Source organism: Marinobacter sp. ELB17 (assembly GCF_000169375.1).
Classification (GTDB): Bacteria; Pseudomonadota; Gammaproteobacteria; order Pseudomonadales; family Oleiphilaceae; genus Marinobacter.
On the sequence record NZ_AAXY01000004.1, the window covers coordinates 130397 to 156611 of the forward strand.

Here is a 26215-nt window from a genome sequence, read left to right on the forward strand (position 1 = left end):
CCACGGGTGAGCGCACTTCCGGCCCGCACCCAATCTTTGAGAATAAGGACCGAGTTATGAGCAACCCACTTTTTGATATGACCGGTAAGGTGGCCTTGATCACGGGTTCCACTAAAGGCATTGGCCTGTCAATCGCCGAAGAAATGGCCCGTCTGGGCGCGAAAGTTGTTATCTCCAGTCGCAAGGCCGACGCCTGCGAGCAGGTGGCGAATGAACTGAAAGGCAAAGGCTATGAAGCCATAGCGATACCCTGCCACGTCGGCAAAAAAGACGACCTTCAAAACCTGGTAAACAAAACCAACGAGGCCTGGGGCAGTATCGACGTGCTCGTATGCAACGCCGCCACCAACCCGGTCTATGGCCCCAGCTCCGAAATGACCGACGAGGCCTGGGATAAAATCATGGACACCAACGTCAAAGGCACCTTCTGGCTCACCAACATGGTGCTGCCGCAGATGGCGGAGAAAGGTGAGGGCGCCGTTGTGTTGCTGTCCAGCATCGCCGGAATCCGCGGTAACACAACCATTGGAACCTACGGTGTATCCAAAGCAGCAGAAGCCGCACTGGCCCGAAACCTGGCCGTGGAATGGGGCCCGAAAGGCATCCGCGTCAACAGCATCGCCCCCGGCCTGATCAAAACCGACTTCGCCCGTACACTCTGGGAAGATCCGGTGCGCGTTAAACGCGCCGAAGACAAAACCCCACTGAGAAGAATCGGCGACCCGGTAGATATCGCAGGCCTGGCCGTATTTTTATCAACCAAAGCCAGCGCCTACATAACCGGCCAGACCATTGTCGCCGACGGCGGCGAAACCATCTGTTAAAGCAGCTACTACTGAAACGTGCCAAGGGCTGCGGATGGGGGTGTTTTTCTGCAGGGAAAAGATGTTTGAGCGCAGCGAGTTGTTTTCCCGAAAGAAAAGCGCTCCCATTTGCAGACCGCTACCACCAATAGAGGCGGCTACCCAAAATTGAAGGCAACACAAAAAATGAGCATCACCCCAGAGTTGGTAGACGTCCTTCCAGCCCACACATTCGATGAAGCCCGGCTCCTGTCCTGGCTCCAGCAAGCTATGCCGGGTTTTGGTAACCGTCTTGAGGTAAAACAGTTCCAGGGCGGCCAGTCCAACCCAACATTCCTGCTGGACACCGACAGTGGCCGCTACGTCCTGCGTAAAAAACCACCCGGAAAAACCCTGCCTTCCGCCCACATGGTCGAGCGGGAGTACAAAGTCATCCGTGCGCTCTCAGACAACACCTCCTTGCCGGTGCCCAAAGCCCGGGTGCTCTGCGAAGACAGCGACATTATTGGTACACCCTTTTACGTGATGGACTTTCTGAAAGGCCGCATCGTCAGCCACTCAGCCCTGCGAGCGCTGGATCGCAAAGAAAGATTGCCGGCCCACCATTCCGCCATCGACACCTTGGCAGAACTGCATTCTGTGGATTTGAATGCAGTAGGCCTAGGGGACTTCGGTCGTCCGGAAGGCTATGTGGCACGCCAGGTTTCGCGCTGGAGTAAACAGTACCTGGCGGCCAAAACCGACGAAATGCCTGCCATGGACAAACTTATGGCATGGCTGCCCGAAAACCTGCCTTCAACCGATGAGTGTGCTATTGCCCATGGTGACTATCGCTTCGGCAACCTGATGCTTGCTCCGGACAAGCCCGAGGTGATCGCCGTCCTGGATTGGGAGCTTTCTACGCTTGGGCACCCGCTGGCGGATCTGGCCTATTATTGTCTGCCATATTACCTGCCATCGGACATGCCGGGCCTGCGGGGACTGCAGGGAGAAGACCTTGAAGCACTGGGCATCCCGGACGAGCAAGAAACCATTGCTCGTTACTGTGCCAAAACAGGTCGCGAAAGTATTGCAGACTGGCACGTCTATCTCGCCTTTTCGCTGTTCCGATTAGCCTCTATCGTCCAAGGCGTCTACAAGCGCGCGCTGGACGGTAATGCGGCCAATGCCGATGCCCTGGACGTGGGTAAGCGCGCCAGCCTGCTGGCCGAAACCGGCTGGAAAATCGCCAGTGCGGGAGCGCTGACATGACATTACCCATCGTTCGGCGCATCCTCATTACCAACGACGATGGCATTAACGCGCCAGGGCTGGCGCGGCTGGAAAAGATTGCCCGTAACCTGGCAGAAGAGGTCTGGGTTGTTGCTCCGCAGCACGACCGTAGCGGTGCGGGCCAGAGCATCTCAATACACCACCCGTTGCGGGTCTACGAAACCGGGAATAAACGCTACGCGGTTTCCGGTACTCCGGCAGATTGTGTGCTCTATTCCCTTGCCCAGTGGTTCAGTGAAATACCTCCGGATCTTGTGTTATCAGGTGTCAATTGCGGAGCCAACATCAGTGACTCGGTGCAGTACTCGGGTACGGTTGGCGCGGCGCTCAGCGCTCATCATATGAACATTCCCGCTATTGCCTTAAGCCAGGCCTTTCTGTCCCGGGAGGGTATCGACTGGGCGCCCGTCGAACAATTTGGCGAGGCGGTAATCCGCAAACTATGGCAGCCGGGCGAAAGGCGGGCGTGGAACGTGAACTTTCCAGCCTGCGAGGCCGGAGATATCGTTTCTGCGCGCTGGTGTAAGCAGTCCAGCGGTTCCATCCAGCAAGCTCGCCTGAAAGCAGGCCATGATTCCCGCAGCCTACCTTATTGGTGGCTGGGGTTTGATCGCAGCTCCAAGCATATTGTAGCACCGGACTCCGATGTGGCCGTGCTGAGAGACAAGGCGGTTGCCATTACACCCTTGCGACATGAAGGCCCCTTGCCCGGGGATACCAAAGAATTTGATCTGTCCGCGATGCTGGCAGGCTGATGTACACCTGGAGACAACAATAATCATGTTCACACGTCACTATGCGGTTTGGCCTAAAGATCTGCCCAAGACCATGACCCTGCCGAAAACCAGTGTTTTTACCAATCTGGAAATATCGGCCCTGCGCTATCCTGACCAAACAGCCATCATTTTCTACGATGCGTTCATCACATACCGCCGGCTGCTGGCGGAAGTGGAGGCCATGGCAGGTTACCTGCAGGCGCAGGGTGTGAAAAAGGGTGCTCGGGTGTTGCTGTATATGCAGAATTCGCCGCAGTATGTGATCTCCTACTACGCGATTCTGCGGGCGGATGCCGTGGTGATTCCGATAAACCCGATGAACCGGGCCGCAGAGCTGGAACACTATATTGCGGATACAGGCTCACGGGTATGCCTGGCAGGCCAGGAACTGGCTGAATACATTACGCCGCTGTTGGGAAAAACCGATCTGGAACAGATCGTGGTGGCTTCCTACAACACATACATTAATCCTGATACCGACCTGGATCTGCCGGCGGAAGTCGCAAGCCCGGCCTGGTCGGGCGATGCTCCGGGCGTAGTGAGCTGGGAAAGCGCTATGGCGGCGAGCCTTAGCCCTCAAGAACATACGGCAGGCCCGGAAGATCTGGCCGTCATCCCTTATAGCTCTGGTACAACCGGTGCACCAAAAGGCTGTATGCACACCCATCGCTCGGTGATGGCAACGGCGGTACACCGTGTGTTCTGGAACCTGAGCACTTCCGACAGCATGCAGCTGGCCACCCTGCCATTTTTCCATGTAACCGGCATGACCGGCTCCATGAACGGGCCGATTTTCGCCGGCTCGACGGCGGTGATTATGACGCGCTGGGATCGCACCACTGCATCAAGGCTCATTGAACGCTACAAGGTCACCGCCTGGGCCAACATCGTTACCATGGCGGTGGACTTTCTTTCCAATCCGGATATTGGCAAATACGACCTCTCCAGTCTTCAAATGATTGGTGGCGGAGGTGCCGCCATGCCCGGCGCCGTTGCGGAAAAACTGAAAAGGCTGACGGGGCTCAACTACATTGAGGGCTATGGCTTGTCAGAAACCATGGCCGCAACCCACATCAACCCCAACGCGAAACCCAAAGCACAGTGTTTGGGTATCCCGGTGTTTGATGTGGACAGCCGGATTATTGATGTGGATACCCTGGAAGAGAAAGGGCCGGGTGAAACCGGTGAGATCGTTTCCTGTGGTCCGCAGGTGACCATCGGCTACTGGAACCGGCCGGCCGAAACCGATGCGGCGTTCGTCGAAATTGATGGCAAGCGTTTCTTCCGCACCGGCGATCTCGCGTACTATGACGAAGAGGGTTACTTCTTCATGGTCGATCGCCTTAAACGAATGATTAACGCATCCGGATTCAAGGTGTGGCCTTCGGAAGTTGAAGCCATGATGTACAGACACCCTGCCATTCATGAGCTGTGTATTATCTCGGCCCCCGATCCTAAACGTGGGGAAACGGTGAAGGCCTGTATCGTGCTCATACCTGAGGCAGAAGGCAGCACCAGCGCTGAGGACATTACGGATTGGTGCAAGGAACAGATGGCGGTCTATAAAGTGCCCACCATTGTTGAATTTGTGAGTGCATTGCCAAAATCCCCCACGGGCAAGCTGATGTGGCGGGCGCTTCAGGAGGAAGAATGGGCAGGGGCGGATCATGAATAACAAACCCAGTATTCTGATTGTGGGTGCCGGCGCTATTGGTAGCTTCTACGGTGCCATTCTAAAGAAAGCCGGTTGTTCCGTGAGCACTGTGTTGCGCTCAGACTATGATGCGGTCAGAGCCCAGGGTATTCGAATCACAAGCCCGCTCGGCGACCTGTCCTACGAGCCCGATCATGTATACCGTGATGGTGACTTGCCGGAAGAAACGCCAGACTTTCTGATTCTGTGCGTGAAAATTCTGCCCGGTGTGGACCGGGTTGCACTGGTTGCGCCCTGGATGGATGAGAAGACCCGTCTGGTTCTGATCGAAAACGGCCTGGATATCGAAAAAGAGCTGGCCGATGCCTATCCGCAGAACCCTCTTATAAGCTGCCTGGCCTTCATTGCCGCAAGCCGCACAGAATCCGGCGTCGTTGAGCACAAAGCCTACGGCAAGTTAGTGATGGGGCGTTATCCGGACGGTATTGATGAGAGCTGCCGGGCTTTGTCCCAACTTTTTATAGAAGGTGGCATTAAGAGCGACCTGACTGAGTGCGTTGTGAGTGAACGCTGGCGCAAATGCCTGTGGAATGCCCCGTTTAACCCATTGTCTGTTGTTGCCAACGGTGCAGATACCCGAACCATGCTGGATACTGCGGGCGGCGAAGAGCTGATCCGGGCCATGATGCGCGAGGTGATGAAGGTAGCTGCGGCAGAGGGCTATCCAATGGATGAGGCGTTGATCGATCAGAACATCGACAGCACCCGTAAAATGCCTGCCTACAAAAACAGTATGGCGCTGGACTATCTGAACGGCCGTCCGATTGAACGGGAGGCCGTGTTGGGGAACGTGGTGGCGTTAGCCAAGCGTCGTGGCATTGCAGTGCCTCACCTGAATACGGTGCTGGTTACTCTGAAAATACGCGCAGCGCTGGAAGGGCGAGAATAGCATTTAGCGAGTATTTAGCCAGTATTTAGCGAGTATTCAGAGCCCGCTTGCCGGGCTCTGAATAACTCAGTCTTGCTCAGGCCACGTACATAGCGAGGTTTTCTACTACGCAGGCCGGTTTGTCCTGGCCATTTATTTCTACGGTGGTCTTGTAAGTCGCCAAGATCCTTTTGTCGTCCACCGATGTGACATCCACCAGTTCGACTTTCGTGCGAATATCCGAACCCACCGGCACTGCCGCTGGAAACCGCAGTTTGTTCAGCCCGTAATTATAGTGGCCTTGGTGCCCGTAATCCGCAGAGCTTGAGGGTTGAGCCGGGAGATCAGGGACACTGTCAAATACCCATGAGCGACCGGGCACTTCCAAGGCGACTCCCGTTTCGCCCGCTCAACATCCACGTGAATCCATTGGTGGTCACCCGTGGCCTCGGCAAACGCGCCGATCATGTTCTGGGTGATGGTAAGCCAGGGGCTGAAGCAGCACAGGCTTCCTTTATGGCTGGCCAGCTCATCGAGTTGTATTTCCACCATATTAAGCCCTTCTATACCGCGTAACCGGGGTTTTTGCTGTCGAGAAGCCGCAGCAGCGCCGGCCAAGTGAGCGCCGCTGCGCTACCGAGGGCTTGTGACTGTTCTGCAGTAGTTCGGATAGCCTGCTCGGAGGGCATATGCACTGGGCCGCAACTCTGTGCTTTAACCTGTATCTCGCAGGCTTTCATCAGGAAGTACAGGTACGTAAAGGTTTCCGGTACGTCTTTGCCAGCGGTCAGAACACCGTGATTGCGCAGCATCATCATGGCTTTATCGCCGAGATCCCGAATCAGGCGCTCACGCTCATCCAGGTTCAGAGCGACACCTTCATACTCGTGGTAACTCAGGTGCGCTAAACAGAGCATGGCTGTCTGGCTCAAGGGCAGCAGGCCGTCTCTGTGGGCGGAAATCGCTACACCATCTGCGGCATGAAGGTGCATGACGGCACCGGCATCGTCGCGCCCCATGTGCACAGCACTGTGTATGGTAAAGCCGGCGGGATTCACCCTGCTAAGACCTCCGGATTCCACAACCTGTCCGTCTTTGTCCACTTTCACCAGAGAGGAAGCTGTGATCTCGTGGAACAGCAGGCCGTAAGGGTTAATAAGAAAGTGATGCTCGGGGCCAGGTACTCGGGCGGAGAGGTGGGTAAAAACCAGGTCATCCCACCCGAACAGGGCGACAAGGCGGTAGGCCGCAGCTAACTCCTTGCGAATCTGCCATTCTTCCGCTCTCAGCGTATTAGCATCGGTATTTGAGGTGTTTGTTGTCATATTGTTCACCTTATTCCTGACTTTGCACAACAAAAGGGGTAGCGAGCCACCCCCGAAAAAGCCCCTTGGCTGATCAGAACAAGCTCTCAGGCTTACTCATTAAGGAGTTTAGCTTGCCTGTAAAAGAAACGCATAGCGTTCCAAGTGGAAGTCATCATCACCGAGCTGGTGGTTGATCATGATCAATCGCTTGGCGTAGTGGGCAAAATTGTATTCCCATGTCATGCCAATACCACCGTGGGATTGTATGCCTTGTTCTGAAATGAACTGCCCGCTGCGGCCGATGACGTTTTTCGCGGCAGAAAGCGCGCGACGGCGCTCATCGCTTTGTTCTTCGTCTGCCACACTGGCAGCCAGAATAGCCATCGAGCGAGCTTGCTCAAGTTCAGACATCATGTCGACCATGCGGTGCTGCAGCACCTGAAACTTACCAATGGGTACGCCAAACTGTTTACGCTGTTTGAGGTAATCGAGAGTAAGCTCGTTGGCGACTTCCATAACACCGACTGCTTCCGCGCATAGCGCCGCAATGGCACGACCTGCCTGGTACTCTATTACGTCGCTGGCCTTGCCGTCTTCGCCCAGCAGGGCGTCAGCACCCACGTGAACATTGTTCAGCGTAATATCACAGCCTTTCGAACCGTCAATAGTTGGGTAAACGCGGCGCTCAATGCCTGCCGTATCCGGCTTCAATACAAACAGGCTGATGCCGCTAGCGTCGCGGGTGCCGCCCGAGGTGCGAGCGGATACCACAATGAGGTCAGCACAGTGCCCACCAATCACAACGGCCTTGCGTCCATTAAGTACAAAACCACCGTCTTTTTTCTCAGCGCGGGTTTGCACATCGTTCAGGTCGTAAAAGCTCTGGGGCTCCTGAAGTGCGACGGCTGCTTGCAGTTCGCCGCTGGCAATACCGCTTAACCAGACGTCTTTCTGGCTATCGTTTCCGGCCTGGCTGATAAGGCCGCCGCCAAAAACGACCGATTGCAGGTATGGCTCAAGGCACAGGCCACGGCCCAGTTCGGTCATAACCGACTGTACTTCTATACCGCCACCGCCGAAACCGCCCAGTTCCTCAGAAAATGGGACCGCTGTCAGCCCCAGTTCGCTGAGCTGCTTCCAGAAATCCACGCTGAAACCTGCCTCGGTTTCACTGAATGCCAGGCGCTTTTCAAAACTGTACTCACCGCGCACCAGACGGGCCACGGTGTCCTGCAGCATCTGCTGCTCTTCATTGAGTCGGAAATCCATGGTTGCCTCCTTAAAGCCCGAGAATCATTTTCGACACGATATTTTTCTGGATCTCGTTGGATCCGCCGAAAATCGAGAGCTTACGATTGTTGAAGTACTGAGCTGAAAGGGGTGCAGCATTTTCGTCTGACAGGAACTCGCCTTCATAATCAAGGTTCAGTTCTTCTTCCGCAAACGGAATGGCATAGGGCCCAATGGCTCTGCGTGCAAGGTCATTAATAGCTTGGCGAATTTCTGTGCCCTTTACCTTTAACATGGAGCTTTCCGCCCCGGGCATGCCGCCCCCCTCAACCGCAGCAATAATGCGCAAGTTGCTGATGGTCGCCGCAGTCAGGTCAATTTCAACCCTGGCAATACGCTGGCTGAACGACGTGTTTTCAATCAGCGGGCGGCCATTCTTGATGCAACGAGATGCCAGGTGCTTCAGGTGAGACAGCGCGGCTTTGGACAAGCCGATGCCGGCCAGGCCGGTGCGCTCATAAGTCAGCAGGAACTTGGCGTAAGTCCAGCCTTTGTCTTCCTCTCCTACCCGGTTTTCAACCGGCACTTTCACGTCTTGAAAGAAGACTTCGTTCACTTCGTGCTCGCCGTCAAGGGTGATGATCGGGCGCACGGTGATACCTGGCGTGTTCATGTCGATCAGCAAGAAGGAAATGCCTTCCTGTGCCTTCACCTCGGTATTGGTGCGCACCAGGCAAAAAATCATGTTGGCGTACTGGCCAAGCGTGGTCCAGGTTTTCTGGCCGTTCACAATGTAGTGCTCGCCCTCGCGCACAGCGCGGGCTTTCAGCGATGCGAGGTCGGAACCTGCGCCGGGCTCGGAATAGCCCTGGCACCACCAGTCTTCTCCGCTAAGGATGCGCGGCAGGTAAGTCTGCTTCTGCTCTTCGTTGCCAAACTTGATGATAACGGGCGCCACCATGTTCACGCCGAACGGAACAGAGCGGGGCACACCGTAGAGGCAGGATTCTTCATCCCAGATATGCTTTTGAACCGGTGTCCATTTCACACCGCCGTACTCTTCTGGCCAGTGCGTGGCGTACCAACCCTGTTTGCAGAGAATCTGCTGCCAGCGCTGGTGATCTTCTTTAGTCAGGTGACGGAAACCCTTCACTTTGGCGGCAATGTCTGCCGGTAGCGCCTGGTCCAGAAAAGCCCGGACGTCATCCCGGAAGGCGAGCTCCTCCGGCGTGTAGTTTATGTTCATGGGACAACCTCTCTGTTCGTTCTAGCGAAAGCGCATACCGCATAGCAGAATAAGGTAAGAGTGAATGATCTATCCTTTTCTGTCAATTCCTTGTAATTCGGTTAAATCACTCGTTTCTACGACGTTTGGCAGAATTTAGTTTTATAAGGTTGTTGTATTGAGTGACATTGCCTATATTCGTTCTACGGAAACTAATATTGCGATGCGAAATGTAAAAAGTATCAATACCGCAGTGCGAAACTGTAGTTGCCGTTAATTAACAATCATAACGCGAGGTTTTCAGTGATAAAAACAACAATTTTCACAAAACGTTTGCTCATTGGTGTTTTGAGTGCCGCCCCATTTTTTGCTCACAGCGCTGAGAATATTGAATTGCCCGCCACATTGGCCATGACGGCCTACGGTACCGGGTCAGCGGGTTATACCCAGATGGTATCCATCGGTAACCTGCTAAAAAATGAATACGGCACCTCGGTGCGCATTCTGCCCGGTGAAAATGACGTGTCCCGAATGACGCCCCTACGTATGGGGCGGGTGCCACTCTGTGCCTGTGGCATTGCCAGTTACTACGGCTCCGAAGGAGTATTGCTGTTTGCCGATCCGCAGTGGGGGCCGCAGCCCATTCGCCTGATTAGCACCTCTACCGCCAGTTTCGGTCTGGGTGTCGCGGTTGCAGGTGACATTAATGTGAACACGCCGGCGGATTTGAAAGGCAAGCGGGTGGCTTACATCCGTGGTGATGACGCCCTGAATATTGGCACTGAAGCCTTTTTGGCGTTTGGGGGCCTGACTTGGGATGACGTTGAACGGGTCGAATTCCCAGGCTACGGCCGTTCTTTTGAAGGCATTGTGGCCAACCAGGTTGACGCCGCGTTTACCATGAGCGTGGCACCGCCCGCTCAGCAACTGTCCGCCAGCCCAAGGGGTATCGTGTGGCCGGAACTGGACCCAGAGAATAAAGAAGGCTGGCAGCGGCTTCAGACCGTGGCGCCGTATTTTCAGCCCCACAAAGTGACGTCTGCTGCCGGTGAGAACTATGGTAAGGGCAGCCCATGGATCGGCGCCACCTACCCGTATCCCATATTGGTCGGCAGTGAGAGCCTGGACGATAAAACCGCCAGAAATCTGGTCCGTGTGCTGATCGAGGATCATGACAAATACAAGGACGCTGCTCCTGGCAATGCTGGTTACTCGCTAGAAAATCAGAACATGCAGTGGGTGATTCCTTATCACGATGCGGTTGTTGAGTATTACAAGGAAATCGGACACTGGACCGATGCCATGCAGGCGCACCAGGATGGGTTGGTTAAACGTCAGGGACTCCTGAAAACCACCTGGGACAAATTCATGGAATCCAGCCCGCCGGAAGACGGAGATGCGTTCCGTAGCGGCTGGATGGAAGCACGAGCCAAAGCACTTGAAGCAGAAGGCATGAAGGCGGTTTTCCGTTAGGACCTGCCCCATTGCGCCGGCGCATCGCTGCTGTCTTTGGAGCGATACGTCGGCGGTTTCCGTTTTTATCATCATCGCACCGGAGCCTCTGATCTTATGAGCTTGCCTCAGAAACAACCTGTTAATGCGGGTGAAATATCCGGTATCCGCCAGTTATCTGGGTTCTGGCTTTGGGTGCCCCGAGTGGCGACTCTGGCGCTGACCCTGCTGGCAATTGATTACCTGTTTAATCTTCGGTTATTCACTGCGGTGACGTCGGTGGAAAGCCAGTTCTTCTACACAGTGGTAGCATTGATGCTGCCGCTGGTTTTCGTGCTTTGGCCAGCCTTCGGCAACGCTTCGCGCACAAAAGTGCCCTGGTACGACGTCGTGCTGTTCTTGTTTGCGGTCTCGGTGTGCGGGTTTTTCGTGTTTAACGCGGAACAGATTCTCGACAGGGGCTGGGAGTACGACGCGCCGGACTACGCCATTGTAATGAGCTTCCTTTTTTGGGGCGTGGTGATCGAGGCGGCGCGCCGGGCCGGGGGCTGGCCGATCGGTCTCATTGTCGCGGCTGCAGGTCTGTATCCGATTTTCGCTGATGTTGTGCCGGGGCCGATTCAGGGCTTTCCGTCATCACCTTCCCAGACTGCTATTTACCATGCCATGAGCCGTGAGAGCGTCATGGGTATTCCGCTGCAGGCGTTCGCTAACCTGGTGATCGGCTTTTTGTTGTTCGGCGTTGCGCTACAACAAACCGGCGGTGGTAAGTTCTTTATCAATCTGGCGTTTGCCCTGCTTGGTCATGTTCGGGGTGGCCCGGCCAAGGTTGCGGTATTCTCCAGCGGCCTGATGGGGTCTATGAGCGGCAGCGTGATTACCAACGTGCTCACCACCGGTGTGCTGTCTATCCCGGCAATGCGGAAGGTGGGTTTTGGGCGGTCTTACGCCGCCGGTGTCGAAGCCTGTGCGTCTACGGGTGGCGTACTGATGCCGCCTGTGATGGGCGCGACGGCGTTTATTATGGCCAGCTTTCTGAATATTTCTTACGGTACGATTGCGCTTGCGGCAGCGGTTCCGTCATTCCTGTATTTCATGGGTCTGTTTATTCAAATTGACGCTTACGCTGCGCGCCACGAACTCAAAGGTTTACCAGCGAATGAGCTGCCTTCCCTGCGCCAGACCTTAAAAGAAGGCTGGTACTTCATCTTTGTCTTTGTGCTGCTGATCTGGCTGTTGTTTTTCCTGCGGCGGGAAGCCATTGCGCCTTTCTACGCCACGGCCTTGCTGTTGGTGATCAATCAGGTGTTGCCATACCAACGTTGGGGCTGGGAGGATGTGAAAGGCTTTTTCTCCAGCGCCGGTAAGTTGTTTGCGGAACTGATTGCCATTCTGGCAGGCGTGGGCCTGCTGGTGGGAGCGCTGTCGGTAACCGGCATGTCTGGCACCATCGCCAATGATCTGATTTTCCTGGCCGGTGGCAATACCCTTGTACTGCTATTTATGGGGGCAGCGACCAGTTTTATCCTGGGCATTGGAATGACCGTCACGGCGGCCTATATTTTCCTGGCAGTGGCCCTGGCTCCGGCGTTGATTAACGGCGGTGGTATGGACCCGTTGGCGGTTCACCTGTTCATCCTGTATTGGGGCATGCTGAGCTTCATCACACCACCGGTGGCACTGGGTGCCTTTGCTGCTGCCACGGTGGCGGGTGCTCGGCCAATGGAAACCGGCTTTCAGGCCATGAAGCTGGGTAGCGTGATTTACTTTATTCCGTTCCTGTTCGTGTTGAACCCGGCGTTGATACTCCAGGGCTCCTGGGATGAAATCCTGATGGTGCTGCCTCAGGCCATTGTGGGTGTGGCGTTGATTGCGGGCGGTATGCAGGGTTACCTGCTGGGCATTGGCAACCTTTCGCTTTATCGGGTGCTCCAGTGGCCCATCCGTCTGGCGTTGATTGCCGGCGGTATGCTGTTGGCGATTCCCGGAGGCGGCCCGGTACCCTTCACCAATCTGGAGTTGACGATGATCAGCGCGATGCTGATTTTGCCAGCTCTTGCGCTGGTGTGGTGGTCTAACCGGGTCGAGACAGTGTTGGTGTAAAGGAAGCTTCTATATAAAGCGGATATAAAAAAGGCAGGGCCGTATAGCCCTGCCTTTTCTGTTTTAGCGGAAACGTCGGTGTTAACCGAAAGCGGGGATGCCGGTCTGCCCACGGCCGAGGATCAGGGCGTGGATATCGTGAGTACCCTCATAGGTATTAACGGCTTCCAGGTTCATCACGTGGCGAATGACATGGTATTCGTCTGAAATACCGTTGCCGCCGTGCATGTCACGGGCAACTCGGGCTATGTCCAGAGACTTGCCGCAGTTGTTGCGCTTCATCAGGGAAATTGCATCCGGAGACGCTTCACCGGCGTCCATCAGGCGGCCAAGTTGCAACGCACCTTGCAGACCAAGAGCAATGTCAGTTTGCATGTCTACCAGCTTTTTCTGGATAAGCTGGTTCGCGGCTAATGGCTTACCAAACTGCTTGCGCTCCAAGGTGTAATTGCGGGCCGCATGCCAGCAGAACTCCGCCGCACCGAGAGAGCCCCAACTTATGCCATAGCGGGCTTTGTTGAGGCAGCTGAACGGCCCTTTCAGACCGTCCACATCAAGTTTGTTTTCGTCAGGGCAGAACACGTCGTCCATAAAAATGGAACCCGTTTCGGAGGCGCGCAGGGAAAATTTACCTTCAATTTTAGGGGTGTCCAGACCCTTGGCGCCACGCTCCAGTACAAAACCGGTGACCTTACCGTCAAGTTTGGCCCAAATCACGAAGACATCCGCAATGGGGGAGTTGGTAATCCAGGTCTTGGAGCCACTGACCAGATAGCCCCCATCGACTTTCTTAGCGCGGGTTTCCATGCCGCTAGGGTCAGAACCATGGTTGGGCTCGGTCAGACCGAAACAGCCAACCAGCTCACCGGAGGCGAGTTTCGGTAGCACGCGTTTTTTTAGTGCTTCCTGGCCGAACGAGTAAATCGGGTACATAACCAGCGAAGACTGAACACTCAAAGCCGACCGGTAGGCAGAGTCTACACGCTCCACTTCCCGGGCAATCAAGCCATAGCACACATGGTTCAAACCAGGACCGCCGTATTCTTCTGGCAAGGTGGCACCGAGCATGCCCAGCTCTCCCATATCGGTGAATATGGACCGATCGAATTTTTCGTGTCGGTTGGCCTCAATGATTCCGGGCATCAGGCGTTGGTCACAGAAACTGCGGATGCTGTCCCGAACCTGACGTTCGGTTTCATCCAGTTGCTTGTCAAACTGCAGCAGGTCATCCCAAGGTGCGGAAGCCATGTTGTTTCTCCTCAGTGAAAATCAGTCGTTAACTCGTTCAATTACAGCTGCAATGCCTTGGCCAACGCCAATGCACAGGCTGATAAGGGCGTAGCGCCCGCCGCTGCATTCCAGCTGACGGGTGGCGGTAAGTGCAATCCTTGCGCCGGATGCGCCAAGCGGGTGGCCAATTGCAATGGCCCCTCCGTTCGGGTTCAGCCGGGAGTCAGTGGGGTCTATACCCAGTTTAGTAGTACAACCGAGAACCTGGGCTGCAAACGCCTCATTAATCTCGATGACATCCATATCGTTAAGCGTCAGGCCAGCGCGAGCCAGGGCTTTTTCGCAGGCCAGAACCGGGCCCAGACCCATTACTCGTGGCGAAACACCTGCAATGGCGGCTGACACAATGCGGGCGCGGGGCTTTATTCCAGCGCGTTCGCCGGCTTCTCGGGAGCCGATGATCAGGGCAACTGCACCGTCGTTAATGCCGGAAGCATTGCCCGCCGTCACTACGCCGCCTTCAACTAAGGGGCGGAGCCCTGCGAGCAACTCGGCGTTTGACTGGGGGCGTGGGTGTTCGTCTTCGCGGATTGTAATCGGGGGATTTTTGCGGCCATTGGGCACATCAATACTCAAGATCTCGTCTTTGAAGAAACCTTTGCGGCGGGCCTCTTCATAACGGGCTTGGCTCTGGGCAGCAAACTGATCTGTCAGCTCGCGGCTCAGGCCAAGATCGCGGGCAATGTTATTGGCGGTTTCAGGCATGGTGTCCGCGCCGAAAGCGCTCTCAATAAGCGGGTTCGGGAAACGTGCGCCAATGGTGCTGTCGCAGGCACGGAAATCCCTGCTGAAAGGAGTCTCTCCCTTGGCGATCACAAAAGGGGCGCGGCTCATGCTCTCTGTGCCGCCGGCGACAAACAATTCACCTTCGTCGCAGCGAACCGCCCTGGCAGCGTCTATGATGGCCGCCAGTCCGGAACCACAAAGCCGGTTAACGGTCAGTCCGCCTGTCTCGACTGGAAGGCCTGCCAGCAGCCCGGCGTGACGTGCCACGTTGCGCGCATCTTCGCCGGCTTGGTTGGTACAGCCTGCAATGACGTCTTCATAGGCTTCCGGGGCGAACGCATTGCGCTCAACCAGTGCCCGGATAACGCTTGCCAGCAAGTCATCGGGCCGAACCCGGGAAAGAGAGCCCGCATGGCGGCCAAAAGCAGTTCTGAGACCATCGTAGATAAATGCACTCATTGTTCTTCCTCTGGGACATGCCGAGGTTCTCGGATCAGCCTGCGGCCTCGAGGGTAAAAGATCCCGGTCTGTCTTGTCATTTGTGCTAGTATAGTTTCATCAAGCGAAACTGTGTTTTGTATTGGACTCGAAAAGACTAATCGGGGTGTGTGTGAAATGCAAGCAGAGGCCGTCTCTGCCAGCGTGACTCTAACAAGGACAAAGCAGGTATGAGTGCTGTAGGTCGCTGGCTATTGCCTTTGGCGGTTTTGATTGAGCTGATTGCTATAGGTATGTCCAGCACTCAGCTCAGTGCAATCTCGGGCGTGTTATTTATTGTCTGTTTTCTGTGGGCGGGCGATTATCTTCAGACGTACGCCCGCACTCTGCTGCTGGTTTCTCTGGCTGTCGCTGCGTGGTTTTCCGTCCGTGGCGAACTGGGCACGGACCGGTTGATCAAAGCTTCTGCTGATGCTGCATTTTATGCCGCATTTCTGGGAAGCCTTGGGATGATGCAGTGTCTGGTCAGGCGCTTTGAGGTGCTGCGTCGGATTCACGATGTCCTCTTGGGTGGTCGTGCAGTCTGGCTGTATCCGAAGTATGCCCTGGTTAGCTGTAGCATAGCCTCAGTACTGAGCTTTGGCATGATGAACCTGCTCTGTGGCAGTCTTTCAGAGACTCTGCGAGAGCGTGGAATTTCCGGTGAGTCCCGCTTGCAGTGGCTGCGCAGTGTTCTGATCAGTACGCTTCGCGGTTTCGCTCTTGTTCCTCTGGTGGCGCCAACCAGTGTCGCCGTTGCCATACTGACCCGGGAGCTGCCCCAGTTAAGCTGGTCTATGCTTTTGCCTTACGGCCTTGCGGCGTCAGTGGTTCTGGTTGTGGTTGGCTGGATGCTGGAGCAGCATCGATTTCGGCAGGTCAGTAGCGAGCGTGTGGCTCTGAAACAATGGCCGTCGGGTTCTTTGCAGCTGCTTGGGTTGGTCTTAATCGTATTTGTCGTCATGGCTGTTATCGTCGCCTTGACCGACTTCAAAGTGTCGGTCGCCGCCATGATGGCTGTGCCAGCTGTTACTCTTCTTTATATGATGTGGCGGGAACGATCGTTCGGGGTGGTGCTCAAGGAGAGCGTGACTCAGGTTTCATCCATGAATAATGAAATGGCAATTTTTGCCGCATCGGCGATTCTGGGGGTGTCCATTTCCAGCGTTATTCCAGAGGATGCCTTAAGTGGTCTTGCAACCTCCGCTGGTGGAATGTGGGTACTCGCTGTCGTCGGTATGCTGAGTCTGCCGCTGCTGTCAGCCATTGGGATTATCCCGATTACAGTGCTTAGCGTTCAAGCGGGTCTTCTGCCGCAGCTCATTGCGGAAGGCATGGATCCGCTTCTGATATCTGTCGCTTTGGTTATCGGCTTTTCCCTGGCGATGATGCTTTCGCCGTTTGGGCCAGCTGTCATGCTGCTGTCGCGCTTTGGTCAGGTGCCGCGCTGGGTAGTGGCATTTCGCTGGAATGGCGTTTTTGTCTTAATAGTAGTGCCCCTATTGCTGGCGCTTCTGGCTTTAGAGATTATCGTTTTGCCAGCCATTCTGTGAGCGAAGCTTTCGAGCGTTGCTTATCTTGTCAGGTAGAACGCCATACCATTATTCTTCATAGCTGGCAAGTTCCCGAGTTTATGATGCTGCGTGAAAGGCAAGTGTTTCATTTTTGATGCGAGTTTTGATCTGAGTTTGTGGTACTCGCATTCATCAACGTTTAACATACCGGACACTTTATATATAGAATTTATAGCTCGGAACACTGCAGCGAGCGACGTTGTTGGAGGACGCGAAATTATGTCAAAAGAAAAAGCTGCGTTACCGGAGCTAATAGCCGCTTCCGGTGGCGACGGACCGGTGAAGCCGGAGAAAGATCGTAAGTTCGTCGAGGCGCTGTCTCGGGGTCTGGACGTGTTGCGTGCTTTTAGCCAAGGCTCTGTGATTCTTGGCAATCAGGATATTGCACGTCTTACAGGCCTGCCTAAGCCAACGATATCCCGCATGACTTACACTCTGACCCAACTGGGATACCTTAGCTACAATACTCAGCTGGAAAAATATCAGCTCAGTTCCGGTGTACTGGCGCTGGGTTATGCTTATGTATCCAATTTAAAGGTCCGTCAGTTAGCCAGACCTTACCTGGACGAGTTTGCGCGTCAGACTAATATGTCGGTCGGGCTTACTTGCCGTGATCGTTTGCACATGATTTATGTCGAAAACCGGTTACCTCCTGAAGCGTCTTTACTGCGTATGGATATTGGCCTCAAGCTACCGATGGCAACAACGTCTGCTGGTCGCGCCTACTATTGTGCCGTATCGGATAAAGGGCGCAAGGTTATTGAAGATGCCATGGAAGTAAAGTACGGCCACGATTCCTGGCCCCAGAAAAAGGAAGGGTTAGACCGTGCCATGGAGGATTATAAAAAGTATGGCTTCTGCCTTTCCATCGGCGAATGGGATCGCAATATTAACTCTGCGGGTGTGCCTGTTCACTTGCAGGATGGCACGATCATGGCATTGACCTGTGCTGCGCCTTCTTATTTGGTACCCGCCGAAAGACTTCGAGAATCCATTGCTCACCAACTGGCAATGCTGGCAAGCGATATTGAGTCTTTGGGCGTTTAGGCTCGTCCCGAGGAGCTGCAATAGCCAGCTTCATTGGCATTTCATTGAAACCGCAGGATTTGTTCTGCGGTTTTTTTTGTCCAATTTTAAATGGTGGTTGAAACCCGGAGAAAATGCGTATTAAATCGGAGTTGTGTTTCGCTTGTTAAAACTAAATTCCATATAAATTGATGGAGGGTGTATGTCTGAGGTCGTAACTTACAGTCGTGAAGGCAATATTGGCGTTATTACAGTGAACTATCCGCCAGTTAATGCCCTCAGCCATGCGGTGCGCTCAGGCTTGATCGCCGCGCTGGAGCAAGGCCAGGAAGACTCCGAAGCCAAGGTGCTGTTGCTGGTGTGTGAAGGCCGAACCTTTATCGCGGGTGCGGACATCCGTGAGTTTGGCAAACCTATGCAGAAGCCGGGCCTTCCCGAGCTAGTCGAGACCTATGAAAACAGTGACAAGCCTCTTGTTGCGGCTATTCACGGCACCGCGCTCGGTGGCGGGCTGGAAATGGCTCTTGGTTGCCATTATCGGATTGCATTGAACAGTGCAAAAATTGGTCTACCGGAGGTCAAGCTTGGCCTGTTGCCGGGAGCCGGCGGCACTCAGCGTTTGCCACGCCTGACCGGCGCGCAGAAAGCGCTTGAAATAATTACGTCTGGTGAGTTTGTCGGAGCCAAAGACGCCCTGGCACTGGGTATTTTGGATGTCGTTGATGACGGTAAGGATGTTAAAGCCGCAGGCCTTGCTTATGCGCAGCAGATTGCGGATGAGGGCAAACCTGTGCGTCGGGTCCGTGATCTAAAGGATAAGATTGCGGCCGATAAGGGCAGCGATGTATTTGACCAGTTCCGCGCCGTCCTGCAAAAAAAGGCTCGCGGTCAGTTTTCGCCATTCAAGTGTGTAGACGCGATTGAAGCGGCGTTTGACCTGCCGTTTGCTGAGGGCATGAAGCGTGAGCGCGAGCTGTTTACGGAATGCATGGACTCACCCCAGCGTGCTGGCCAGATTCATTCGTTCTTCGCCGAGCGCGAAGTTTCTAAGGTTAAAGGGCTGTCAAAAGATACGCCGGTACGCGATGTAAACAGCGTCGGTATTATTGGCGCGGGTACCATGGGCGGTGGTATTGCCATGAACTTTGCCAACGTTGGTATTCCCGTCATCATTGTGGAAATGAAGCAGGAAGCTCTGGATAAAGGGCTGGGCATTATCCGCAAGAACTACGAAAACTCAGCGAAAAAGGGACGCCTCACCCAGCAGCAAGTCGAAGACCGGACAGCGCTGATCACCGGTAGCCTGAGTTATGACGATTTCAAAAGCGTGGATCTGGTGATCGAGGCTGTGTTTGAAAACATGGCGGTCAAAAAAGAGATCTTCGCGAAGCTGGACGGTATTTGTAAGCCCGGCACTATTCTGGCGTCGAACACCTCTACTCTGGATATCGACGAAATTGCCTCTGCCACCCGTCGCCCGGAAGACGTTGTGGGTATGCATTTCTTCAGTCCGGCCAACGTGATGAAGCTGCTGGAGAACGTTCGCGGCAGTAAAACCTCTGATGAGGTGAAAGCCACGGTGATGGCGGTCGCCAAGAAGATAAAGAAGGTGGGTGTGCTGGTTGGCAATTGCCACGGCTTTGTTGGCAACCGCATGCTGCACAGGCGTGGTGCTGAAGCCATGACTCTGGTCAATGAAGGCGCTACACCGCAACAGGTCGACAAGGTGCTGACCGATCTGGGCTATCCCATGGGGCAGTTTGCGATGTCTGATCTGGCGGGTATCGATGTCGGTTATCGGATTCGTGAAGAGCTTCGCAATGCCGGCGAGCAGGTAGCGCCCAGCTGGATGGATAAGCTTGCCGAGCAGAATCGTCTTGGCCAGAAAACCATGAAAGGTGTGTACGCGTACGAAGAGGGCAGCCGCACACCTGTTCCTGACCCTGAAGTGGAGCGGGTCATTGAAGATTTCCGTAACGAACAGGGTATTAGTTCACGTGAAATTACGGATCAGGAAATTCTTGAGCGCTGCATGTATGTGATGGTGAATGAGGCAGCCAAGATTCTGGAAGAGGGCGTAGCTGACCGCGCTCTGGATATAGATGTGGTCTGGATCTACGGCTATGGTTTCCCGGCTTACCGTGGTGGCCCGATGTTCTGGGCGGATCAGGTTGGTCTGGATCTGATTCTGGCGGCGGTGGAGAAGTACCATGGTGATGTTGGTGGTGAACAGTGGAAACCTGCTGATTTGCTCAAGCAGTTGGTTGCTGATGGAAAGAAATTCGGCGACTTGTAAGTCTGCTAACTACCTTTAACCGGCAGGCACTCTATTTTTATTTCGAGGTAACTTTTATGTCAGACGCCGTTATTGTTTCTACCGCACGTACCGCTCTTGGCAAGTCTTATCGGGGCGCTTTGAACAACACCCACAGTGTGGATCTTGCAGGGCATGTGATCAAACACGCCGTTGCGCGTGCAGGTATTGACCCCGCTATCGTTGAGGATGTGATTCTCGGCGCAAGTTTTCAAGAAGGCGCACAGGGCAGAAATATGGCTCGCCTGGCGGCTATTCGTGGCGGCTTGCCGGTGACGACTGCAGGGTTGTCGATCAACCGTTTTTGCAGCTCTGGCCTTCAGTCTATCGCTATTGCGGCGCAGCGTGTGGTTTCGGAGAAGGTGCCGGCGATGGTGGCTGGCGGTGTGGAGTCTATTTCTTTGGTTCAGAACGATAAGTTCAATAGCTTTCATGCGACCAACGAATGGCTGATGACGAATAAGCCTGAGCTGTACATGGCGATGATTGAAACGGCTGATATCGTAGCTCAGCGCTATAACGTCAGTCGTGAATCTCAGGACGAATACGCCCTGATCTCCCAGCAGCGAACGGCTGCCGCGCAGGAAGCCGGCAGGTTTGACGATGAGATCGTGCCGTTCGACGCGACGATGCTGGTTAAAGACAAGGAAACCGGCGAAGTAAGTAAGAAAGACGTCACTCTTACGCGCGACGAGTGCAACCGCCCGAGCACGACGCTTGAAGGTCTGCAGAGTTTGAAAGCGGTGCGTGGTGAGGGCAATTTTGTCACGGCAGGTAATGCCAGTCAGCTGTCTGATGGTGCGTCTGTGTGCACGGTGATGAACAGCACCTATGCCGAGAAAAATAATATCGAGCCTATGGGTATTTTCCGTGGTTTTGCAGTAGCAGGGTGTGAGCCGGACGAGATGGGTATTGGCCCGGTGTTCGCCATTCCTCGTCTGCTGGAGCGTAACGGCCTGACCATGGATGACATCGACCTTTGGGAGTTGAACGAAGCATTCGCGTCTCAGGTTGTGTACTGCCGTGATCGTTTAGGTATTCCGATGGAAAAACTGAATGTTAACGGTGGCTCTATTTCTATCGGTCACCCTTACGGTGTCACGGGTTCTCGCCTTGTCGGCCATGCCTTGATTGAAGGCAAGCGTCGCGGCGCCAAATACGTTGTGGTGACCATGTGCATTGGTGGTGGCCAGGGTGCTGCAGGCTTGTTTGAAGTGGTTTGACGGCAAACAGCACCCGATAGCTAACCGTCAAAACAATAAGCATTACGAGGGTGTCAAAACGTGCAGCAAAAGATCATCAACCCACAGGACTTGGCGTTCCAGCTTTACGAACTTCATAACGTAGAGCAGTTTCTCGTCTTTACTCGCTATTCTGATCACAGCCGTGAAACCCTTCAGGCCGCGCTTGAGCTGGCGTTAAAGGTTGCCGCAGAGGAGTTTGCTCCCCATGCGCGCCTGGTTGACGAGGAAGAGCCGCGCTTTGAAAACGGCCGGGTTAAGATGCGCCCGGAAGTAAAAAAAGCGTTGGGCGTGTTGAGAGACACCGGGTTGATGGCGGCTGGCCAGGATTATCACCGTGGTGGCATGCAGTTGCCGGCGGCCGTGGCTCAGATGTGTGTGGGTATGCTGAAAGGCGCTAACGTTGGCACTCAAGGCTATGCCGGCCTGACAATTGCTGCGGCTAATCTGATTATGGTGCAGGGCTCGCCGGAACAGCAGGTCCGTTTCGCTGAGCCGATGATGGCCGGTCGGTTCTTTGGCACTATGTGCCTGACAGAACCTCAAGCGGGCTCTTCTCTCGGAGACCTGCGTACCCGCGCGGAGCCACAGCCGGACGGAACCTATCGCCTGTTCGGCAACAAGATCTACATCTCCGGTGGCGACCACGAATTAAGTGAGAACATCATTCACATGGTGCTCGCTCGTTTGCCGGGCGCGCCCTTGGGTGTTAAGGGCATTTCCCTGTTTTTGGTGCCGAAGATTCTGGTTAATGAAGACGGCAGCCTCGGTGAGCGGAATGATGTTGCGCTGGCGGGTCTGATTCACAAGATGGGGTACCGGGGCACCACCTCCACCATGCTCAACTTTGGTGAAAAGGACGGTGCGGCCGGCTACCTGGTGGGCGAGGCCAACAACGGCCTGGCGGCGATGTTCCATATGATGAATGAGGCCCGTATTGGTGTTGGCTTAGGCTCTGTCATGCTTGGCTACACCGGTTATCTGCACGCGTTGGAATATGCTCGGGAGCGCCGTCAGGGCAGGCCCATCGGGGAAAAAGACCCAAGCGCACCGCAGGTGCCATTGATTCGTCACCCGGATATTCGCCGCATGCTGCTGGCCCAGAAATCTTACGTGGAAGGCGGGTTGGCCTTATGCCTGCAGGGTGCGATGCTGGTGGATGAGAAAAAATTAGCCGCCACCGATGATCAGCGTAACTTGGCTGCAGGCCTGCTCGACTTACTGACTCCGGTGATCAAATCCTGGCCTTCGCGCTATTGCCTGGAGGCCAACAGCCTGGCGATTCAGGTACACGGTGGTTATGGCTACACCCGGGAATACCCTGTAGAACAATTTTACCGGGACAACCGCCTGAACCAAATCCACGAAGGGACTCACGGCATTCAGGGCATTGATCTGTTGGGCAGAAAGGTTTCCATGGCTGGCGGCCGGTTTTATAAGGAGCTGATGTTGCGCCTCGACGCAACCATTGCTGCAGCCCGGCAGGAATCACGGCTTGCAGAATCTGCTGATCGTCTTGAACAGGCGATGAAGGCAATAACGGACGCTACAGAGGTGATTAACGGCGAGAAAACCAAGGGTGAAAAAGAGAAGGCTCTGGCGAATGCCACGCTTTATCTCGATGCCTTTGGTCAAGTTGTGGTTGGTTGGCTCTGGCTTCGACAAGGGCTCGCAGCCATTGCCGGGTTGGCTGGCCACGGTGAGCAAACGGCTGCGTTTTACGAAGGTAAAATAAAAACCTGCGAGTACTTCGCCCGCTACGAACTATCCGGTGTACTGAGCACCGCAGAACTGCTGAAAGCTGTTGATACCACTGCGCTGGAGATTCTTGAAGATCAGTTCTAGATACCTGAACGGGATAATGGGGAAAAGCAGAAACGGTGGTCTGCCGGTCAAGATAGGTCGAAAAAATGGCCGCTAGAGAGAGCATCGGGCCGGAGTTTAAATCCACTCTAACGACAAAAGAGGAAACCCGCTATGAAGACCCGAATTACGGAATTGTTTGGCATCCGCTACCCCATCATCCAGGGTGGTATGCACCATGTAGGTTATGCCGAGCTGGCCTCGGCTGTCTCCAATGCCGGTGGCCTGGGTATCATTACCGGATTGACGCAGCCTACGCCGGAAGATCTAGCGCGGGAGATTGCTCGCTGTCATCAGATGACGGATATGCCTTTTGGCGTAAACCTGACCTTTCTACCCTCATTTAATGCTCCTCCTTATCTGGAGTATATCGACGCTATTATTCAAGGTGGTGTAACAGCCGTTGAAACAGCGGGGCGTAGCCCAGAACAGTATATGCCTCAGCTAAAGGCTGCCGGGATTAAGGTTATTCACAAATGTACCTCTGTGCGGCATTCACTGAAAGCAGAAAAAATTGGCTGTGATGCTGTCAGTGTCGATGGTTTTGAATGCGGCGGGCATCCTGGAGAGGACGATATTCCGAACTTTATCCTGCTACCCCGGGCAGCCGACGAACTGATCATCCCGTTTGTCGCTTCCGGCGGTATGGCCGACGGGCGCAGCCTGGTAGCTGCGATGGCTCTGGGGGCTGAAGGCATGAATATGGGCACCCGCTTTTTGGCGACCAAAGAAGCCCCAATCCACGATAACGTCAAGCGAGCGATTGTTGAAGCTGATGAGCTTCAAACCCGCCTGATTATGCGTAATCTGCGCAATACGGAAAGGGTCATGAACAATGCCGCTGTGCAGGAAATTGAGCGGATTGAAAAAGAAAAGGGCGAGTCTGAAACCATTGATGATATCCGTCATTTGGTGACCGGAGCCAAAGGTCGCTTGGTTCTTCAGGAGGGCAAGATGGATGAAGCGGCATGGAGCTGCGGTATGGTTGCGGGGCTTATTCACGATGTTCCGAGCTGTGATGAGCTGATTCAACGCATCATGGCAGAAACAGAGTCGATCGTGCGCCAGCGGCTAGCCCGGTTCCTGGACAATTGAATGTGAGTGACTTGGAGAAATCGGCCTGATATCCCCGAAGACGGAGTTTTAACTCGGTAAAGTAAAGAAGTTTGCCCCCAGTCCAGGAAGTCTGCCTTATCGTTAAATAAGCGTTTCGACCTGTGGGGGCAACATCTGTTTTCGCTAAAACCAATCACATTTAAGGATTCTTGATATAAGCATCCTTGCGCAAGTAGAACCACCAGTTCACCACCAGGCAAAGGGTATAGAACACTGCGAAGCCGTACATGGCGTACTCTGGGGTGCCAGCCTGAATCTGCTGACCCAGTAGCTTGGGCGCAATGAAGGCACCGTAGGCGGCGATCGCGCTGGTCCAACCCAGTACCGGGCCTTTCTGCTGCTGGTCGAAAATGTAGCCGATGCTACGGAAGGTAGAGCCGTTGCCGATGCCGCTGGAGGCGAAGATCACCACGAACAGAATCATAAAGATCGCGAACAGACTGTTGGGATCGGTGGAGTTGTAGGCCAGCATCATCACGTAACCGGTGGCCACGGATGCAATCACCATAATCACCGAGATGATCTGGGTAACAATAGAACCTCCGACCTTGTCGGAAATCCAGCCGCCCACCGGGCGAATTAACGCGCCTACCAGCGGGCCAATCCACGCCCAGGTAAGTGCACTTGGTGCATCAGGATTCACAATGCGAGTAACGGTGCCGTCTGCGGCCACATCCATCATATTGCCGAAGATGACGCTGATAGACAGGGGCAATGCGGCAGAAAAGCCGATGAAGGTGCCAAAAGTCAGGATGTACAGAACGGTCATTGACCATGTGTGCTTGTTACTGAAAATCGCGAATTGATTTTTGATGCTGGGCTTGATATCGCCCGGGATCAGTCGCAGCAGCACAACGGTCAGCACAATGGTCAGCGGCAGTGCCAGCCACATATTCATTACGCTCAACGCCCATACGCCCGCCACGGAGGTGGCCAAACCTACGCCATACAGGCCCAGAATTTTGCCAAAGGCAGACACAGGCGAGCCCGGGTTTGGGGTAACCACCTTCAGGTTGTTCATGCCAAACCAGCCCAAAAACGCCAGCGGAACCAGAAACACCAGCCAGATAAAGCCGGCGTTTTGAATCCAGGTATCGGTGCCGGCCTCAATGCGGCCAATCAGCGTGCCGCTGGGGTTCTGCAGCGCCATTGGGTCACCGGCCAGGGCGCCAAAAATGCCCACGGTCATTACCAGCGGAATCACCACCTGCATGGTGGTTACACCAAAGTTACCCAGGCCGGCGTTCATGCCCAGGCCGTAGCCCTGCTTGCTTTTGGGGTAGAAGGTACTGATGTTGCTCATCGAGCAGGCGAAGTTACCGCCGCCAATACCGGATAGCAGCGCCAGAGCCTGAAACACAATGAATGGCGTATCCGGGTCCATCAAGGCAAACCCGGTGCCGGCCGCCGGAATCATCAGCAGTGCGGTGGTCAGAAATACCGTGTTACGGCCACCCGCAATCTTGATCATGAACGAGGCGGGGATGCGCAGCGTCGCGCCGGCCAGGCCAGCAATGGCCGACAGGGTAAAGAGCTGGTCGATGGTAAAGGGGAAACCCAGGTTCTTCATCTGGGTGGTGATCATGCCCCACATCAGCCATACCGCAAAACCCATCAGCAAGCTGGGGATAGAGATCCACAGGTTGCGCGAAGCAACGCTCTTGCCAGTCTGTTCCCAGAAGGTTTCGTTTTCGACATCCCAGTGTTCAATGTCGCCGTTGAGTTTGCCCATAATTGTGCTCCTTATGATACCCGGCTTGCCGGCGCGCAAAAGCGCTAGCAGGCTACTTGGCACCATTGTGCAGAGAGCGGTGGGCAGTCAGACTTGAGAAAAATCA

21 protein-coding genes are annotated in these 26215 nt (G+C 54.7%); 13 read left to right on the top strand and 8 right to left on the bottom strand.

Annotation, left to right across the window (positions count from 1 at the left end; translation table 11 throughout):
• Positions 1–56: 56 nt before the first annotated feature.
• The 5 genes from MELB17_RS06950 to MELB17_RS06970 all read left to right on the top strand — a co-directional run bounded on the left by MELB17_RS06950 (position 57) and on the right by MELB17_RS06970 (position 5454).
• Positions 57–824 carry an SDR family NAD(P)-dependent oxidoreductase gene (locus tag MELB17_RS06950; RefSeq protein WP_007349463.1) on the top strand — a complete coding sequence of 256 codons (768 nt, stop codon included), beginning with the start codon at positions 57–59 and terminating at the stop codon, positions 822–824.
• A gap of 165 nt (positions 825–989) precedes the next feature.
• The gene (locus MELB17_RS06955) at positions 990–2054 is read left to right on the top strand and encodes a phosphotransferase (RefSeq protein WP_007349464.1); all 1065 of its coding nucleotides are present in this window, start codon (positions 990–992) and stop codon (positions 2052–2054) included.
• Positions 2051–2830 carry a 5'/3'-nucleotidase SurE gene (gene surE / locus MELB17_RS06960; protein WP_007349465.1) on the top strand — a complete coding sequence of 260 codons (780 nt, stop codon included), beginning with the start codon at positions 2051–2053 and terminating at the stop codon, positions 2828–2830. The genes MELB17_RS06955 and surE overlap by 4 nt, the downstream gene beginning before the upstream one ends.
• Before the next feature lie 25 nt (positions 2831–2855).
• Positions 2856–4526: a long-chain fatty acid--CoA ligase gene (locus MELB17_RS06965; RefSeq protein WP_007349466.1), complete on the top strand. Its 1671-nt coding sequence runs from the start codon at positions 2856–2858 to the stop codon at positions 4524–4526.
• Positions 4519–5454 carry a ketopantoate reductase family protein gene (locus tag MELB17_RS06970; protein ID WP_007349467.1) on the top strand — a complete coding sequence of 312 codons (936 nt, stop codon included), beginning with the start codon at positions 4519–4521 and terminating at the stop codon, positions 5452–5454. The genes MELB17_RS06965 and MELB17_RS06970 overlap by 8 nt, the downstream gene beginning before the upstream one ends.
• A gap of 76 nt (positions 5455–5530) precedes the next feature.
• Here MELB17_RS06970 and MELB17_RS26080 read toward each other — a convergent pair whose 3' ends face one another.
• From MELB17_RS26080 to MELB17_RS06990, 5 genes are all read right to left on the bottom strand, one after another.
• Positions 5531–5683 (bottom strand): hypothetical protein, encoded by a 153-nt coding sequence (locus MELB17_RS26080; RefSeq protein ID WP_007349468.1) that lies wholly within the window; start codon positions 5681–5683, stop codon positions 5531–5533.
• Positions 5684–5712: 29 nt separating this feature from the next.
• Entirely contained in the window at positions 5713–5985 is a 273-nt protein-coding gene (locus MELB17_RS26085; RefSeq protein ID WP_007349469.1) for a MaoC/PaaZ C-terminal domain-containing protein, read from the bottom strand.
• A gap of 11 nt (positions 5986–5996) precedes the next feature.
• Positions 5997–6758, bottom strand: a complete 762-nt coding sequence (locus MELB17_RS06980; RefSeq protein ID WP_007349470.1) for a class II aldolase/adducin family protein — start codon at positions 6756–6758, stop codon at positions 5997–5999.
• A 108-nt stretch (positions 6759–6866) separates the two neighbouring features.
• Positions 6867–8009 carry an acyl-CoA dehydrogenase family protein gene (locus MELB17_RS06985; protein WP_007349471.1) on the bottom strand — a complete coding sequence of 381 codons (1143 nt, stop codon included), beginning with the start codon at positions 8007–8009 and terminating at the stop codon, positions 6867–6869.
• 10 nt (positions 8010–8019) lie between these two features.
• Positions 8020–9216, bottom strand: a complete 1197-nt coding sequence (locus tag MELB17_RS06990; protein ID WP_007349472.1) for an acyl-CoA dehydrogenase family protein — start codon at positions 9214–9216, stop codon at positions 8020–8022.
• 282 nt (positions 9217–9498) lie between these two features.
• Here MELB17_RS06990 and MELB17_RS06995 point away from each other — a divergent pair, with 282 nt between their 5' ends.
• Together MELB17_RS06995 and MELB17_RS07000 are read left to right on the top strand one after the other, a co-directional pair.
• Positions 9499–10668 (top strand): TAXI family TRAP transporter solute-binding subunit, encoded by a 1170-nt coding sequence (locus tag MELB17_RS06995; RefSeq protein ID WP_007349473.1) that lies wholly within the window; start codon positions 9499–9501, stop codon positions 10666–10668.
• Between the two features lie 96 nt (positions 10669–10764).
• The gene (locus MELB17_RS07000; RefSeq protein WP_007349474.1) at positions 10765–12750 is read left to right on the top strand and encodes a TRAP transporter permease; all 1986 of its coding nucleotides are present in this window, start codon (positions 10765–10767) and stop codon (positions 12748–12750) included.
• Positions 12751–12831: 81 nt separating this feature from the next.
• Here the strand turns inward: MELB17_RS07000 and MELB17_RS07005 are convergent, their stop codons facing one another.
• Positions 12832–13998 carry an acyl-CoA dehydrogenase gene (locus tag MELB17_RS07005; RefSeq protein ID WP_007349475.1) on the bottom strand — a complete coding sequence of 389 codons (1167 nt, stop codon included), beginning with the start codon at positions 13996–13998 and terminating at the stop codon, positions 12832–12834.
• A gap of 21 nt (positions 13999–14019) precedes the next feature.
• On the bottom strand, positions 14020–15225 hold the full coding sequence (locus MELB17_RS07010; protein WP_007349476.1) for a 3-oxoadipyl-CoA thiolase: 1206 nt from the start codon (positions 15223–15225) through the stop codon (positions 14020–14022).
• Positions 15226–15434: 209 nt separating this feature from the next.
• Here MELB17_RS07010 and MELB17_RS07015 point away from each other — a divergent pair, with 209 nt between their 5' ends.
• The 6 genes from MELB17_RS07015 (at position 15435) to MELB17_RS07040 (ending at position 24356) form a co-directional block, all read left to right on the top strand.
• Entirely contained in the window at positions 15435–16796 is a 1362-nt protein-coding gene (locus tag MELB17_RS07015) for a hypothetical protein (RefSeq protein WP_007349477.1), read from the top strand.
• A gap of 240 nt (positions 16797–17036) precedes the next feature.
• Positions 17037–17864: an IclR family transcriptional regulator gene (locus MELB17_RS07020; RefSeq protein ID WP_007349478.1), complete on the top strand. Its 828-nt coding sequence runs from the start codon at positions 17037–17039 to the stop codon at positions 17862–17864.
• Between the two features lie 181 nt (positions 17865–18045).
• Complete coding sequence (locus tag MELB17_RS07025; protein WP_007349479.1) at positions 18046–20139, top strand: 3-hydroxyacyl-CoA dehydrogenase NAD-binding domain-containing protein; 2094 nt, start codon at positions 18046–18048, stop codon at positions 20137–20139.
• A gap of 56 nt (positions 20140–20195) precedes the next feature.
• Positions 20196–21380 (top strand): acetyl-CoA C-acyltransferase, encoded by a 1185-nt coding sequence (locus MELB17_RS07030; protein WP_007349480.1) that lies wholly within the window; start codon positions 20196–20198, stop codon positions 21378–21380.
• A gap of 60 nt (positions 21381–21440) precedes the next feature.
• Positions 21441–23243, top strand: a complete 1803-nt coding sequence (locus MELB17_RS07035; protein WP_007349481.1) for an acyl-CoA dehydrogenase — start codon at positions 21441–21443, stop codon at positions 23241–23243.
• A gap of 132 nt (positions 23244–23375) precedes the next feature.
• Positions 23376–24356: an NAD(P)H-dependent flavin oxidoreductase gene (locus MELB17_RS07040; protein WP_007349482.1), complete on the top strand. Its 981-nt coding sequence runs from the start codon at positions 23376–23378 to the stop codon at positions 24354–24356.
• A gap of 160 nt (positions 24357–24516) precedes the next feature.
• Here the strand turns inward: MELB17_RS07040 and MELB17_RS07045 are convergent, their stop codons facing one another.
• The gene (locus tag MELB17_RS07045; RefSeq protein ID WP_007349483.1) at positions 24517–26109 is read right to left on the bottom strand and encodes a hypothetical protein; all 1593 of its coding nucleotides are present in this window, start codon (positions 26107–26109) and stop codon (positions 24517–24519) included.
• Positions 26110–26215: the final 106 nt, after the last annotated feature.